This is a genomic window from Mesorhizobium erdmanii (genome assembly GCF_013170725.1).
Lineage (GTDB): Bacteria > Pseudomonadota > Alphaproteobacteria > Rhizobiales > Rhizobiaceae > Mesorhizobium > Mesorhizobium erdmanii.
Genome location: NZ_CP033361.1, coordinates 3,839,174 through 3,853,479, shown reverse-complemented (window position 1 = coordinate 3,853,479; position 14,306 = coordinate 3,839,174). Strand labels below are relative to the sequence as shown.

Genomic DNA, 14,306 nt, shown 5'->3' with positions numbered 1-14,306 from the left:
ACGCGTTTGAACGACAGAAATCGCAGGAGGGAAGCTAGGAAGCCTTGCTTGCGTGGAACTTGCCCGACCGTCGCCGCGCCCTCGATCTGCGATAACCAGACTGATACGGAAGCGGCCGACTCACAAAAGCCAAGAAAAGACTAGCACGCGATGTTGAGCGCGCCAGAGACACAGGTGACCCGATCGGAGAAATATTGGGCTTGCCAAGGACTTCGGATCCTCGACTGACGTCCGATACCGATTCTAGACCGTCAAAAATCTACGAACATCAGCCCGGTCTAAATCTTGCGCCGGCCCAGAATGGACGATCTGGCCACGGTCCATGATGTTGACCTCGTCGGCGAGTTCGCGGCAGAAGTCAAGATACTGCTCGACCAGCAGGACGGCGATGCCAGCCTGGTCGCGCAGATAACGAATGGCGCGGCCGATGTCCTTGATGATCGACGGCTGGATGCCTTCGGTGGGCTCGTCCAGCACCAGCAGCTTCGGCCGCATCACCAGCGCCCGGCCGATCGCCAGTTGCTGCTGCTGGCCGCCGGAAAGATCGCCGCCACGGCGGCCAAGCATCTGCTTCAGCACCGGAAACAGCTCGAAGACATGCGCCGGCACGTTACGGTCGGCGCGCTTCAGGGGCGCAAAGCCCGATTCCAGGTTTTCGCGCACCGTGAGCAGGGGGAAGATCTCCCTGCCCTGCGGTACGAATGCGATGCCCGACCGGGCGCGGTCATACGCCGCGCTCCGGTCGAGCGCCTTCCCCTCGAAGGCAACGCTTCCGCTCGTCAGCCGGTGGTGGCCGACGATCGATCTCATCAAACTGGTCTTGCCGACGCCGTTGCGGCCGAGCACGCAAGTGATCTTGCCGGCGCCCGCCTTCAGCGAAACGCCGCGCAGCGCCTGGGCGGCGCCGTAATGCAGCGTGGCGTTGGAAACTTCGAGCATGTCAGCGCCTTCTCCAGAAGCGGAGGAAGTTCAGATCGAAGCGATGGAATTGAATCCGCCAGACCATATTCATCTCCCCAGATAGACTTCGACGACGCGCTCGTCGGCCGACACGAAATCGAGCGTGCCTTCCGACAGCACCGAGCCCTCATGCAGGCACGTGACCTTGACGCCGAGTTCGCGCACGAAATGCATGTCGTGCTCGACGACAATGACCGAATGGTCGCGCGCAATGTCCTTGAGCAGCCGCGCTGTCTCCTCGGTCTCTGCATCGGTCATGCCGGCCACCGGCTCGTCGACCAGCAGCAATTTCGGGTCTTGCGCGAGCAGCATGCCGATTTCGAGCCACTGTTTTTGTCCGTGGCTGAGATTTGCCGCCAGGTCGTAACGCCTGCTGCCCAGCCGGATGATGCCGAGAATGTCATCGATCTGTCGGGCCTCGGCGACCGAACGGCGGTGGAACAGCGCCGGGAAGATCGAGCGCGGCCCCTTCAGCGCCAACATCAGATTCTCTTCGATCGTGTGGCTTTCGAAGACCGTCGGCTTCTGGAACTTGCGGCCGATGCCCATCATGGCGATCTCGGCCTCGTCATGCCTGGTCAGATCGATCTCGCCGTCGAAGAACACTTCGCCCTCGTCGGGCCGTGTCTTGCCGGTGACGATGTCCATCATCGTCGTCTTGCCGGCGCCGTTGGGGCCGATGATGGCGCGCATCTCGCCCTTGTCGAGCACCAGCGACAGACTGTTGATCGCGCGAAAGCCGTCGAAGGAGACCGAGACGCCGTCGAGATACAGGATGGTGTTCGATTTGCTCATGGTCGCCTACTCCGCCGCCTGCGGCTTAGGGGCCGACCAGGACCATTCGCCTGGATTTCTCGCCGGCGAGCGAGCGGGCTCCGACGTCGCCTCCGCCACTCCAACCTTGGTGCCGGCTTCTTCAGCGACGGAGGCCGCGCGCAGCGCCTTGGCATTGCCGCGCCACGAATCCCACATCCCGATGATGCCTTTCGGCAAGAGCAGAGTGACGGCGACGAACAGCCCGCCGAGCGCGAACAGCCACAATTCCGGCAGCACGCCGGTGAACCAGGATTTGCCGGCATTGACGAGCAGAGCGCCGATGATCGGCCCGACAATGGTGCCGCGGCCTCCGACGGCCGCCCAGATCACCACCTCGATCGAATTGGACGGTTCGAATTCGCCGGGATTGATGATGCCGACCTGCGGCACGTAGAGCGCGCCGGCGATGCCAGCCATGACCGCCGACACGGTGAAGGCGAACAGCTTCACGTTCTCGGCCCGCCAGCCGAGGAAGCGCGTGCGGCTCTCGGCATCGCGCACCGCCATCAAGAGCTTGCCGTATTTGGAGCCGGCGATCGCCCAGGTGACGAACACGGCGAATGCCAGCATCACAGCGCTGGCCGCGAACAATGCCGAGCGGGTCGCGTCGGCCTGCACGTTGAAGCCCAGAATATCCTTGAAATCGGTCAGGCCGTTGTTGCCGCCGAAACCCATGTCATTGCGGAAGAAGGCGAGCAGCAACGCGTAGGTCATCGCCTGGGTGATGATCGAGAGATAGACCCCGGTGACACGGCTGCGGAAGGCGAACCAGCCGAAGATGAAAGCCAGCAGGCCGGGTACCGCCAGCACCATGATCGCGGCGAACCAGAAATGGTCGAAGCCGGTCCAGAACCATGGCAATTCCTTGTAGTTCAGGAACACCATGAAATCAGGCAGGATCGGGTTGCCATAGACGCCGCGCGAGCCGATCTGGCGCATCAGATACATGCCCATCGCATAGCCGCCGAGCGCGAAGAAGGCGCCGTGGCCGAGCGAGAGGATGCCGCAATAACCCCAGACAAGATCGAGCGCGAGCGCAAGCAGCGCATAGCAGAGATATTTGCCGGTCAGCGCCACGATATAGGACGGGATGTAGAAGGCGCTGGTCGGCGCGACAGCCAAGTTGAGCACGGGCACGACGATGGCCACCGCCAGCAGGATGAAGATGGTGATGGCGATGCGGCGGTCGGCGCCGGCGGCGAAGAAGCGTCCCGTGATCATGCTTCCACCGCCCTGCCCTTGAGCGCGAACAGGCCGCGCGGACGCTTCTGGATGAACAGGATGATCAACACGAGAACAACAATCTTGCCGAGCACGGCGCCGGCGTAAGGCTCGAGGACCTTGTTGACGATGCCAAGCGAAAAGGCGCCGACCAGCGTGCCCCAGAGATTGCCGACACCGCCGAAGACCACGACCATGAAGCTGTCGATGATGTAGCCACGGCCGAGATTGGGCGAGACGTTGTCGATCTGGCTGAGCGCGACACCGGCAATGCCGGCAATACCTGAGCCCAGCGCGAAGGTCAGCGCGTCGACCCACGGCGTCCTGATGCCCATCGAGGCGGCCATGCGCCGGTTGGCGGTGACGGCGCGCATCTGCAGGCCCCAGGGCGTCCGCTTCATGACGTAGAGCAGCACGCCGAAGACGGTAAGCGCGAAGACCAGGATCCAGAGCCGGTTCCAGGTGATGGCCAGTTGTCCGACATCGAACGAACCCGACATCCAGGACGGATTGCCGACCTCCTGGTTGGTCGGTCCAAAGATCGAGCGCACAGCCTGCTGCAGGATCAGCGAGACGCCCCATGTCGCCAGCAGCGTTTCCAGCGGCCGGCCATAGAGGAAGCGGATAACGCCGCGTTCGATGACCAGGCCGACAAGTGCTGCGACCAGGAAAGCAAGCGGCAGAGCAATGACCAGCGACCAGTCGAACAGGCCGGGAAACGATGTGCGGATCACTTGCTGGACGACGAACGTCGTATAGGCGCCAAGCATGACCATCTCGCCATGCGCCATGTTGATGACGCCCATGACGCCGAAGGTGATGGCAAGCCCGATCGCGGCGAGCAGCAGCACCGAGCCCAGTGAAATGCCGTACCAGATGTTCTGGCCCGCATCCCAGAGAGCCAGCGTCGAATTGATGTTGCCGATCGCGGCCGAGGCCGCTTCCTTGACTGCCCCAGAGGCGTTGGCCTCGACGGAGGTGAGCAGCGAAACCGCGCTGCGGTCGCCACGCGCACCGATCAGCGCGATTGCGGCAAGCTTGTCTGCATCGGGGTTGTCTGAAACCAGTATGGAAGCGGCACGCGCCTGCTCCAGCAAAGACTTGACGCTCGCCACGCTCTCACTGGCGATCGCTGCATCGAGCGGCCCGATATTGGCGGCGTCCGGCGTCTTGAACATGGTGTCGGCGGCGGCGATGCGGACAGTCTGATCCTTGGAGCCAAGCGTCAACGTGCCCAATGCATCGCGGATGGCACGGCGCAACGTGTTGTTGACGCTGATCTTGCTTATGTCGTCCTCGGAGGCCTCGCCCGCAGCCTCGCCGCTCAGCGGATCGAATAGCTGGACGTTTTCGTCGCCTTCCTTGCCGACAAACACCATCGAGTCGGCCGTGCGAGCGTAAAGATTGCCGTCCGCCAATGCAGCAAGCGGCCGTTCGACAGCTGGATCGCCTGTCGCAGTCAACTCCTGAACGACAGCTCCGGTCTCGGAGAAATCCGTTACTGTCGCGAATTTGGCGATAATGGCACGCAGATCGGCTTCCGCGGCGCCCGAAGACGACAGCGTCGTCATCAGGAACAACAGCGTCAGGCCCATCGCATGGAAGATCTTCATCGGTTTTTGGTGACCCTTGAAGGTTGAAGTCGGCGTCCGGACGGCGGAGGAAACCGTCCGGACGCACGCGGCCTTGGGCAGGGACCCGAAGGTCCAGCCCGGGGAGGATCAGTTCGTGCCCTTGCCGCCGCACTTGCCGGTTTTGACGTTGAAGTTGCCGCAGCTGAGCGGCGCGCGCCAATCGGAAATGAGGTCCTTGGAGTCGGGTAGGTAGTCGGACCATTCGTCGCCCATCACCAGGCCCGGCGTCTTCGAAACCGTTTGGAACTGGCCATTCGCCTGGATTTCACCGATCAGCACCGGCTTGGTGATGTGGTGGTTCGGCATCATCGTCGAGTAACCGCCGGTCAGGTTCGGTACCGAAACGCCGATCATGGCGTCGATGACCTTGTCCGGATCGGTGGTGCCGGCCTTCTCGACCGCCTTTATCCACATGTTGAAGCCGATGTAATGGGCTTCCATCGGGTCGTTGGTGGTGCGCTTGTTGTTCTTGATGAACTTGTGCCAGTCGGCGATGAACTTCTTGTTCTCGGGCGTGTTGACGCTCTCGAAATAGTTCCAGGCGGCGAGATGGCCGACCAGCGGCTTGGTATCGAGACCGGCAAGCTCTTCCTCGCCAACCGAGAAGGCCATGACCGGGATGTCCTCGGCCTTGATGCCCTGGTTGCCGAGTTCCTTGTAGAACGGCACGTTGGCGTCGCCGTTGACGGTCGAGACGACGGCGGTCTTCTTGCCAGCCGAGCCGAACTTCTTGATCGCCGAGACTTCGGTCTGCCAATCGGAGAAGCCGAACGGCGTGTAGTTGGTCATGATGTCTTCGGCCGCGACGCCCTTGGACTTCAGATAGGCTTCGAGGATCTTGTTGGTGGTGCGCGGATAGACGTAGTCGGTGCCTTCGAGCACCCAACGCTTCACCGAGCCGCCATCCTTGCTCATCAGGTAGTCGACAGCCGGGATGGCCTGCTGGTTCGGAGCCGCACCGGTATAGAACACGTTGCGTTCGCTCTCCTCGCCCTCATATTGGACGGGATAGAACAGGATGTTGTCGAGCTCGGAAAACACCGGCAGCACCGATTTGCGAGACACCGATGTCCAGCAGCCGAACACCGCCGCGACTTTGTCCTTGGAGATCAGCTCGCGTGCCTTTTCGGCGAAGAGCGGCCAATTGGAGGCCGGATCGACGACGACAGCCTCGAGCTTCTTGCCGAGCAGTCCGCCCTTGGCATTCTGTTGCTCGATGAGCATCAGCATGGCGTCCTTCAGCGTCGTCTCCGAAATCGCCATGGTCCCCGACAGCGAATGGAGAATGCCGACCTTGATCGTATCCTCGGCCGCCTTGGCGGGAGCCGACATCATTAGACCCGCGGCCACGACGCTTGCCGAAAACATTTTTGTTATTGTCGAGAAATTACCCCTCATACGGAAGACTCCCAAGCTGGTTGATTGCACCGCAACAATGCAATGCAACCCCCATGCCAACCGCTGCAGAGCCTCTGAAACACTTTAAATAGGCAAGCGATATCAGCCGGTTATTGCACTAAGTCAAACTAGCGAAAGAGAGCCGGTTAAAAATTGGTTGAGGGAATTTTGCGCAGCACACAAGACATCTGCCCAATTTTCGCCCAATTTCATCAACTGCCTAGATTTTGACCTTAACGCGAGGGTCGCGGACGACAAATGTTGCCGCACAGCGCAAAAATAGGGCAAGCTCGCGGCTCAACCGAGCGACATCATGGCATCCCTGATTTCACGCATCTCTATCGGCATGGTGTTTCTGGCGGCAACGACCGGGGCCGCACGGGCCGACTTCAGCGACGGCAAGATGCCAGACGGCATCTATCACTGCGAAGTCTACCTGCTTGGCATGTTCATCAACCTCGGCGACATCACCATCAAGGGCAATGTCTACACCGGCCCCACCACCTTCGGCACCGTCCAACAGGCCTACAACTACCAGATGGACGCCAACGGCGTGATCTCGTGGCTGGGGCCGCTCGGTGGCTACACCACCGGCGGCAACGCGCTGTCGATGACCCAGGCCACGCTGGACGGCCAGAGCCCACCCTCCTTCGACATCATCATGAAGCAGCCCGACGGCGCCTTCACCGCCTCGACCTGCACCAGGGGCTGAACAGTCAACAAGGCCCTCCATTGCAGGGCCGCCGTGCGGCTGCACGAACACACGAACAGAAGATCCTTGAACGGCTCGCCGGCCCAGTCCGCGACCGGAAATCAGCAACTGGCCGTTGTCGAAACGCGAACCGTCTATCTCGAAGCCGGTCAGGGGGCTGTGGACTTCATGTTTCCTTAATTCCATTCCGGCGATGTATTTGACGTCCGCAAGCTTTTGATGGCGCTTGCCACCTTTCGACGACGGATCATGGCTACCGACAAGCGATATCATCCATTCATCAAGGTGGCCTTCGGCGTGCAGATGCTGATCGGAGGCGGATTTATAGCCTTCTGGCTCTGGAATGGCTCGGCAACCCTACCGAAACACGGCGGTGGCTCGTTCACCCTCGACCGCGCCGAGCAGCCTTATCAGTATTGGCTCCTGATCATCGCAATTGGCTTGGCCATGATCGGCATGCCCATTCGATCACTGCTTAAAGGCCCCCCGCAATACTAACCCGGTCAAGGCCGGGCTTCATTCCGCCGAGTACTCCGCCTTCGGTTCCGGTGCCGACCAACCCTTGCCCGATTTAGATCCCGACGACGAGGTGCAAACCATGGCGCGCGGATCGGCAAGGGTCAATGTCGCGAGCGCCGTCGCTTTCGGCCTTGGTGTCCTGCGTCGACTCTACCGATTTGATGACCATCTGCTCGAGATGGATGCGAGGATGCCCGACAACATAACCCGCAGACATGAAAAAAGGCGCGGAACCCGGTCGGGCGCCGCGCCAGCAGGCAGTCGGGAGGCTAGATCGTCTTCGCCGACATTTGCGCGGCGATGTAGTCGGCCTGGCGGATCGCAAGCGATACGATGGTCAAGGTCGGGTTTTCGGCGGCGCCCGTGGTGAACTGGCTGCCGTCCGATACGAACAGGTTCTTGATGTCGTGCGTCTGGCCATGCTTGTTGACGACGCCGTGCTCCGCTTTCTCGCTCATCCGGTTGGTGCCGAGATTGTGGGTCGAGGGATAGGGTGGCGTCGGAAAGGTGCGGGTAGCACCTACCGCATCGTAAAGCGCGGAAGCCTGCTTGTAGGCGTGGTTGCGCATCGCCGTGTCGTTCGGGTGGTCGTCGAAATGCACGTCGGCGATCGGCATGCCATGCTCGTCCTTTTCATCGGCATGCAGCATGATGCGGTTTTCCTCGCGCGGCATGTCCTCGCCGACGATCCACAGGCCGGCCATGTGGTCGTAATGGTCGAGCGCGGTGGTGAACGAGCGTCCCCAGCCGCCTGGGTTGAGGAAGGCCGCCATGAACGGCAGGCCGAGCGACAGCGTCTCGAACTCGTATCCGCCGACGAAGCCGCGCGACGGGTCATGCCGCGCCTCATCGCGGATGATGCCCGCCATGGTGGTGCCGCGGTACATATGCACGGGCTTGTCGAAGATGGCATAGACCGAGCCGGTGGTGTGGCGCATGTAGTTCTTGCCCACCTGCCCCGACGAATTGGCGAGCCCGTGCGGGAATTTGGCCGATTGCGAGTTCAGCAGCAGTCGCGGGCTCTCGATCGAATTGCCGGCAACGGCGACGATACGGGCCTTCTGCTCCTGCAGCTTCCCGTCCTTGTCGGCATAGACGACGCCGGTCACCTTGCCTGAGGCATCATGGTTGATCTTGATCACCATCGCATTAGGCCGAACTTCGAGATGGCCTGTCGCCTCGCCCTTTGGGATCTCGGTGTAAAGCGTCGACCATTTGGCGCCCCATTTGCAGCCCTGGAAGCAGAAGCCGGTCTGTTGGCATGAGTTGCGGTCGTCGCGCTCGACCGAGTTGATCGCCATGTTGCCGGTATGGCATTCCTTGTAGCCGAGCTTGTCGGCGCCGGCCTTCAGCACCTTGAAATTGTTGTTGCCGGGCAGCCGCGGCCAGTCATTGGTACCTGTGACGCCCATCTTGGCTTCCGCCTTGGCGTAATAGGGCTCCATTTCGGCGAGCGTAATCGGCCAGTCCAGAAGGTTTGCGCCTTCCAGCTTGCCATAGGTCGACGCCGTCTTGAACTCATGTTCCTGGAAACGCAGCGAGGCGCCCGCCCAATGCGTGGTCGAGCCGCCTACCGATTTGACGATCCAGGCTGGCAGGTTCGGGAAATCCTTGGCGACCCGCCAGTCGCCGGATGTGGTGCGCTTGTCCTTCCAGGCGAGCTGGGCGAACGAATCCCACTCGTCGTTGATGAAGTCCTCATATTCGTGGCGGGCGCCCGCCTCGAGGATGACGACGTCGATACCCTTCTGCGCCAATTCATTGCCGAGCGTGCCGCCGCCGGCGCCCGAGCCGATGATGACGACCACTCCGTCGTTTTTCAGATCAAATGAAGCTGCCATGGTTTCCTCCCATGAGATCGGTCAAAAAAGCGGTTATCGGAACGATCGGGCTCAGAGCCACTCGATGTCGCTGAAACCGCGCGCGATGTAGCCACCCTTCGAGTAGGACTCGCCCTCGTAGCCAAAGATCGGCCACACCTCCTTCTGGTTGTAGAGGCTGACGACGAGGCCGCCGCGCACCGCCTGGAAGAAAGGCGTCTTCTCTATTTCGGTGAGCAGCGCCACACGCTGCTCTTCCCAGCCAAGCCCGCGATAGCCACCCTTGCCGGCCTTCTTGTCGAGTTCGGCGATACCCTTCTCGATCAGTTCCTTGTGGGCAGGATCCTTGGCGGCTGTCTCGTCATGGCCTTTGACGGCGATGGCGTAATATTTGTCCGGCACCTGGTCATGCGGATAGATGTCGCGCGCCATCTGGATCAGCGTCGCCATCGTTTCGGGCTTCAGCGCCGAGGTTTCCAGCCCCCACGCCTGTTCCGGGCTGATCACGGCGCTGCCGGAGATGACGAGCAGTGCGCCGATACTGCCGCGTTTGAGAAGTTCACGACGTGAAAGTCCAGGCTTCCCGTCATAGATCGTGACCATGGTTTCCTCCCTGCTTGCTGTTCGCACCTATCGGGTGCCGTTGCTGGCGCCGCGCCGATCCGCGCGGCCGGTTGTCCCCTATTGGAAGCGCCCCCCTCGCTGCAGGACCTCGATCTTGTAGCCGTCGGGGTCTTCGATGAAGAAAAAGCGGGCGATCAGCGACCCATCGCGGTTGAACTCGACGATCTTCTTCGGGTTGAGGCCGAGCGCACCAAGCCGATCGTGTTCGCTGTCGAGATCTGCGACCGAAACCGCAAGGTGGCCGTAGCCATCGCCAAGCGCATAAGGCTCCTGCCGCCCCTTGTTGACGGTCAGTTCGACTTCGAAAGGCGTATCGGCATTGCTGAGGTAGATCAGCGTGAAGGTCTCGAAATCCAGTCGTTGGGCGACCTTCAGCCCGAACGCTTTCGTGTAGAAATCGATGGACCGGGCCTCGTCGAGAACCCGGATCATGGTGTGGATCGCCTTCGCCAAATCAGACTCCGCAGCGTTCGTGCTTTTCGAAGGTGATTATGCGCGCCTCTGAAGATAGAGTGGTGGCAGCCGATTACCACGCATGCGACCGGGAAACGGATGGTGTCGGCCCGCTTAAGGACGAAAGTCCGATTGCCGTTGTCGAGCGTCCGGTCGAAGATGAAATCGCAGGCAGTGTTCAAAAGGCGCCGATGGCCCCGTCGACGCCCAAGACCAACAAAAATGGGAGGTAACAATGTGCAGAGTCTTTGCCGCACAGGATCCGGAAGGCTATCGCCAGATCAACCGGTCGATCCGCATCGATGGACATTCGACCAGCATCCAGCTCGAGGCGACGTTCTGGGCCTTGCTTGACGAAATCGCTGAAAGCCAGAACCTGACAACGCCCAAATTCATCTCGAAGCTTTACGACGAAGCCATCGAGATCAACGGCGAGATTCCCAATTTCGCGTCCATGCTGCGCACCACCTGCGCGCTCTATCTGCGCGGCCATCGGCCTGATCTGGACGAGAGGATGGCGTTGAAGCAGGAAGCGGCCTAGCGCGCTTCCACGGCGATTTCGAGCGCCAGACGGCTCATATCGGTGAAAAGCGCCTGGCGTTCGGAATAGTCGGCCTGCTCGCCGGTAATTAGATTGTCGACGACCGTCAGCAGCGACAAGGCCCTGGCGCCGAAATGCGCGCAGATGCGGTAGAGCGCGCTGGTTTCCATGTCCACGGCCAGCGCACCGAGCGCCTTTGCCTCGCCATAGCGGCCGCGAGCCTCAGGATGGTAGAATATGTCGGTGCAGGCTGTCAGGCCGGCATGGTGTTGGACGCCGAGTTCGGCTGCCTTGGCCAAGGCACGAGCGAGCAGCGCCGGATCCGGGCCGGTATCGGCACCGTATAGGCCGAAGACCTGGCCGCTCTCGGTGTTTTCCGGCCGCGCCGATTGCGAAATCACCAGGCTGCGCAACCCTAGCTCGGGGCTCAGGCCACCGCAGGTACCGGTGCGGATCAATGTTCTGGCGCCATAATAGTCAAGCAATTCGTGGGCATAGATCAGGAACGATGAAACACCGATACCCGTCGACTGAATGCTGATGGGCCGGCTGCGGTAAAGTCCGGTGAAGCCGAGAGCGCCCCGCCGGCGATTGACGCAGCGCGGCGCTTCGAGAAATGTCTGCGCCATCCATTCGGCGCGCTGCGGATCACCCGGCAACAGCACCGTTTCGGCGTAGTCGCCCTTGCCTGCCTCTATGTGTGGCGTCACCGCTGCCCCCCCAAGCCCGCTTGCCCCTTCAGCCGTAATCATGACGTTGTCAGGGCGTTGCGCAAAGCCATTCGGTGGAGCGCGCTGAATTACGACTCCAGCACGTCCTTGACGATCGTTGCCAGTTGCTTGAGCGAGAACGGCTTCGGCAGAAAGCCGAAATGCGCGTCGGCGGGCAGGTTCCTGGCGAATGCGTCCTCGGCATAGCCGGACACGAAGACGAACTTGATGTCAGGCTGGCGCTTGAGCAATTCGCCGAGCAGGGTCGGCCCATCCATTTCCGGCATCACCACGTCGGAAACGACGATGTCGACCTTGCCGCCGAGCGCCTCGAACACCTCCAGCGCCTCGACACCGGAAGAAGCCTCGTGCACCGTATAGCCGCGCGAAGTCAGGGCCCGCATGCCGCCCATGCGCACGGCATCCTCGTCCTCGACCAAAAGCACCGTGGCTGACCCGGACAAGTCCTTGGTGCTATCGATTGGTTTGACCGGCGCGGCGCTAGGCGCTTCCCCGGCTTCGGCTACCTTCTTCGCTTCCGCGATGTGACGCGGCAGGAAGATGCGAAAGGTCGACCCTTTGCCCACTTCGGAATCGCAGAAAATGAAGCCGCCGGTCTGCTTGATGATGCCGTAGACCATGGACAGGCCAAGGCCTGTGCCCTTGCCGACCTCCTTGGTGGTGAAGAACGGCTCGAAGATCTTCTTCAGCACATCCGGGGCGATGCCGCTGCCTGTGTCCTCGACCTCGACCACGACATAGTCGGCGGCAGCGAGTTCACGGTAGGGGAAGGTCTTGCACTCGTCGGCGGTGACGTTGCGGGTGCGCACTGTGAGATCACCGCCGGCAGGCATCGCGTCACGCGCGTTGACAGCCAGATTGACCACCACTTGCTCGAACTGGCCGATATCGACCTTGACCGGCCACAGGTCGCGGCCGTGATCGATCTTCAGCTTGATGTCGTTGCCGACCAGCCGGGCAAGCAGCATTCTGAGGTCGGCGAGCACGTCGGTGAGGTTCAGCACTTCCGGCCGCAGTGTCTGCTTGCGCGAGAAGGCCAGCAATTGCCTCACCAGGGAAGCCGCCCGGTTGGCATTCTGCTTGATGTTCATGATGTCGGGGAAAGACGGGTCCGACGGGCGATGATTGGTCAAAAGCAGATCCGACGCCATGATGATGGCGGTCAGCACATTGTTGAAGTCATGGGCGATGCCGCCGGCGAGTTGCCCAACCGCCTGCATCTTCTGGCTTTGTGCCATCTGCCCTTCCAGCGCCTTCTGCTCGGTCGTCTCGACAGCGTAGACGATGGCCGATTCTTCGGCACCCTCGCCGCCGGTCCCGTCAGCGACGGCATTGACGTAGAAGCGGATGTGCCGCTCCTCGTTGCCGGGCAGCACGGTGTCGATCGGCTCGATGTCGGCCTGGCGTTGCCGGGCCTTCTCGAAAGCCGCGGCAAAGGCTGGCCGTTCGCGATCATGGATCACCGTATCGAGCCGCACCCGGCGATCCACGGCGTCGCGATCGACGACCGAGGAAAACAGCGACAGGAACGGCGCGTTGGTGCGCAGGATGCGCCCGCTGGCGTCGACCCCCGCGATCGCCATTGGCGTCGAATTGAAGAAGCGGGTGAAACGGACTTCCGACGCGCGAAGATCGGCCGAGGCATCCTCGCCCTGGGTGCGGTTGAGCACGATCGTGCGCGTCGGGCCGCCGACACCTTCGCGGCTTGCCGAAACGCGATGCATGAAGCGCACCGGCAGCGCTTGCCCCGTCATCGTCGTCAGGTCGAGATCGATCACCGCGTTGCGCGTCGTGCCGGGGTCGGCCTTGACCGAGCGCACCAGCGCCATGCCGTCGCCGGCAACGATATCCGGCAAGGTCACGGCGCCGGGTGTGAAACTGGCAAGATCGATGCCGAGCCATTCCGCCAGCGTGGCGTTGATATAGGTGACGCGGCCGTCCTGGTCGGCGGAGAAAAAGCCGGCCGGGGCGTGGTCGAGGTGATCGATGGCCTTCTGCAAATCGAGGAAGAAACGCTCCTGTTCGGCCCGTTCCTGCGAAATGTCGGCGAGTTGCCAGGCCAGCATCGGCAATCGCTGGCCCGGAACGTTGAAGGTGCGGGCGCGCGCCCTGTACCAGCGAGCGCCCGGTTCGGCGCCGGGCCGGATCGATTGCGCCAGCCGGAATTCGCCGTCGCCCGGCTGGCCGTCACGCAAGCCGGAGGCCAGCCGGTAAATGGTCACCGAGGCCTCGGGAACATCGGAAAGCAGTGCTTCCACCGTCTTGAGGTCGGCGGCCGAGGAGGCTCCGGTCATCTCGGCATAGGCGCGGTTGGCGTAGACGACGCGCCCCTTTGTGTCCGTCACAAGCAGGCCTTGCGACATCGAATCGACGAAAGCCTTAGACAGTTCATCGCCGGTCGAGCGCGGCGTGACCTGCACGAAGCCGATCGCCGTCGCGAACAGGAAGCCGACGCCGATCATCGCCAATACGCCGAGCATGCCGAGCAGGAAGGGATCGCCGAGGCGCTCGCGGAAAATGCCGAAAACGATCGCAGCACCCGTCAGAACGACGATGAAGATGATGAGCCGGGTGACCGCGCCCGGTCGCGTGTTCTGGTCGACGATCGGTACCGGATAGAAATCGCCGCGCGCTTCCTTGGCCATGTGTCCCCTGCTCGTGAAGTCCGGCGTTCTGGCACTTGCCCCATTTGTGCCGGCACCCACCCCAATCGGGTTGAATCATATTCTCCTGGTTCGGAAAAGGCCCGGGCGGCAAATGTCGGATAAAAATGATGCCAACCGGCCCTCCCCGTGTTTCAAGCTGTTCACGATGCGTGAAAGGCAACTTGCGGTGGCCAGCCGCAACGGTCTAGTGTCGCGTCACTTTCCGAACCGA

At 61.7% G+C, this 14,306-nt stretch carries 13 protein-coding genes; 3 read left to right on the top strand and 10 right to left on the bottom strand.

Annotation, left to right across the window (positions count from 1 at the left end):
- Positions 1–243: 243 nt before the first annotated feature.
- The 5 genes from urtE to urtA form a co-directional block, all read right to left on the bottom strand.
- A complete protein-coding gene (gene urtE, locus EB233_RS18605) occupies positions 244–939 on the bottom strand; it encodes an urea ABC transporter ATP-binding subunit UrtE (protein WP_027051965.1) in 696 nt (231 codons plus the stop codon).
- A gap of 69 nt (positions 940–1,008) precedes the next feature.
- The gene (gene urtD, locus EB233_RS18600) at positions 1,009–1,755 is read right to left on the bottom strand and encodes an urea ABC transporter ATP-binding protein UrtD (protein ID WP_027051966.1); all 747 of its coding nucleotides are present in this window, start codon (positions 1,753–1,755) and stop codon (positions 1,009–1,011) included.
- A 6-nt stretch (positions 1,756–1,761) separates the two neighbouring features.
- A complete protein-coding gene (gene urtC, locus EB233_RS18595; protein WP_064988566.1) occupies positions 1,762–2,997 on the bottom strand; it encodes an urea ABC transporter permease subunit UrtC in 1,236 nt (411 codons plus the stop codon).
- Positions 2,994–4,610: an urea ABC transporter permease subunit UrtB gene (gene urtB, locus EB233_RS18590; RefSeq protein WP_064988565.1), complete on the bottom strand. Its 1,617-nt coding sequence runs from the start codon at positions 4,608–4,610 to the stop codon at positions 2,994–2,996. Before urtB ends, urtC begins: the two co-directional genes overlap by 4 nt.
- Before the next feature lie 108 nt (positions 4,611–4,718).
- Positions 4,719–5,999, bottom strand: coding sequence for an urea ABC transporter substrate-binding protein (gene urtA / locus EB233_RS18585; RefSeq protein WP_244277600.1), 1,281 nt, complete (start codon positions 5,997–5,999; stop codon positions 4,719–4,721).
- A gap of 343 nt (positions 6,000–6,342) precedes the next feature.
- Here urtA and EB233_RS18580 point away from each other — a divergent pair, with 343 nt between their 5' ends.
- Both EB233_RS18580 and EB233_RS18575 read left to right on the top strand, forming a co-directional pair.
- Positions 6,343–6,741: a hypothetical protein gene (locus EB233_RS18580; RefSeq protein ID WP_064988563.1), complete on the top strand. Its 399-nt coding sequence runs from the start codon at positions 6,343–6,345 to the stop codon at positions 6,739–6,741.
- Positions 6,742–6,990: 249 nt separating this feature from the next.
- Positions 6,991–7,239, top strand: coding sequence for a hypothetical protein (locus tag EB233_RS18575; protein WP_064988562.1), 249 nt, complete (start codon positions 6,991–6,993; stop codon positions 7,237–7,239).
- Positions 7,240–7,529: 290 nt separating this feature from the next.
- On the opposite strand, the gene EB233_RS18570 is transcribed toward EB233_RS18575, so the two are convergent.
- The 3 genes from EB233_RS18570 to EB233_RS18560 form a co-directional block, all read right to left on the bottom strand.
- A complete protein-coding gene (locus EB233_RS18570) occupies positions 7,530–9,101 on the bottom strand; it encodes a GMC family oxidoreductase (RefSeq protein WP_064988561.1) in 1,572 nt (523 codons plus the stop codon).
- Between the two features lie 51 nt (positions 9,102–9,152).
- Complete coding sequence (locus EB233_RS18565; protein WP_064988560.1) at positions 9,153–9,683, bottom strand: Twin-arginine translocation pathway signal; 531 nt, start codon at positions 9,681–9,683, stop codon at positions 9,153–9,155.
- A gap of 78 nt (positions 9,684–9,761) precedes the next feature.
- The gene (locus EB233_RS18560) at positions 9,762–10,157 is read right to left on the bottom strand and encodes a VOC family protein (RefSeq protein ID WP_064988559.1); all 396 of its coding nucleotides are present in this window, start codon (positions 10,155–10,157) and stop codon (positions 9,762–9,764) included.
- 235 nt (positions 10,158–10,392) lie between these two features.
- Between EB233_RS18560 and EB233_RS18555 the strand changes: the two genes are divergently transcribed.
- Positions 10,393–10,698, top strand: a complete 306-nt coding sequence (locus tag EB233_RS18555) for a ribbon-helix-helix domain-containing protein (RefSeq protein WP_027044642.1) — start codon at positions 10,393–10,395, stop codon at positions 10,696–10,698.
- On the opposite strand, the gene EB233_RS18550 is transcribed toward EB233_RS18555, so the two are convergent.
- Complete coding sequence (locus tag EB233_RS18550; protein WP_064988558.1) at positions 10,695–11,408, bottom strand: purine-nucleoside phosphorylase; 714 nt, start codon at positions 11,406–11,408, stop codon at positions 10,695–10,697. The genes EB233_RS18555 and EB233_RS18550 overlap by 4 nt on opposite strands.
- Positions 11,409–11,497: 89 nt before the next feature.
- Positions 11,498–14,074 (bottom strand): cell cycle histidine kinase CckA, encoded by a 2,577-nt coding sequence (gene cckA, locus EB233_RS18545; RefSeq protein ID WP_064988557.1) that lies wholly within the window; start codon positions 14,072–14,074, stop codon positions 11,498–11,500.
- Positions 14,075–14,306: the final 232 nt, after the last annotated feature.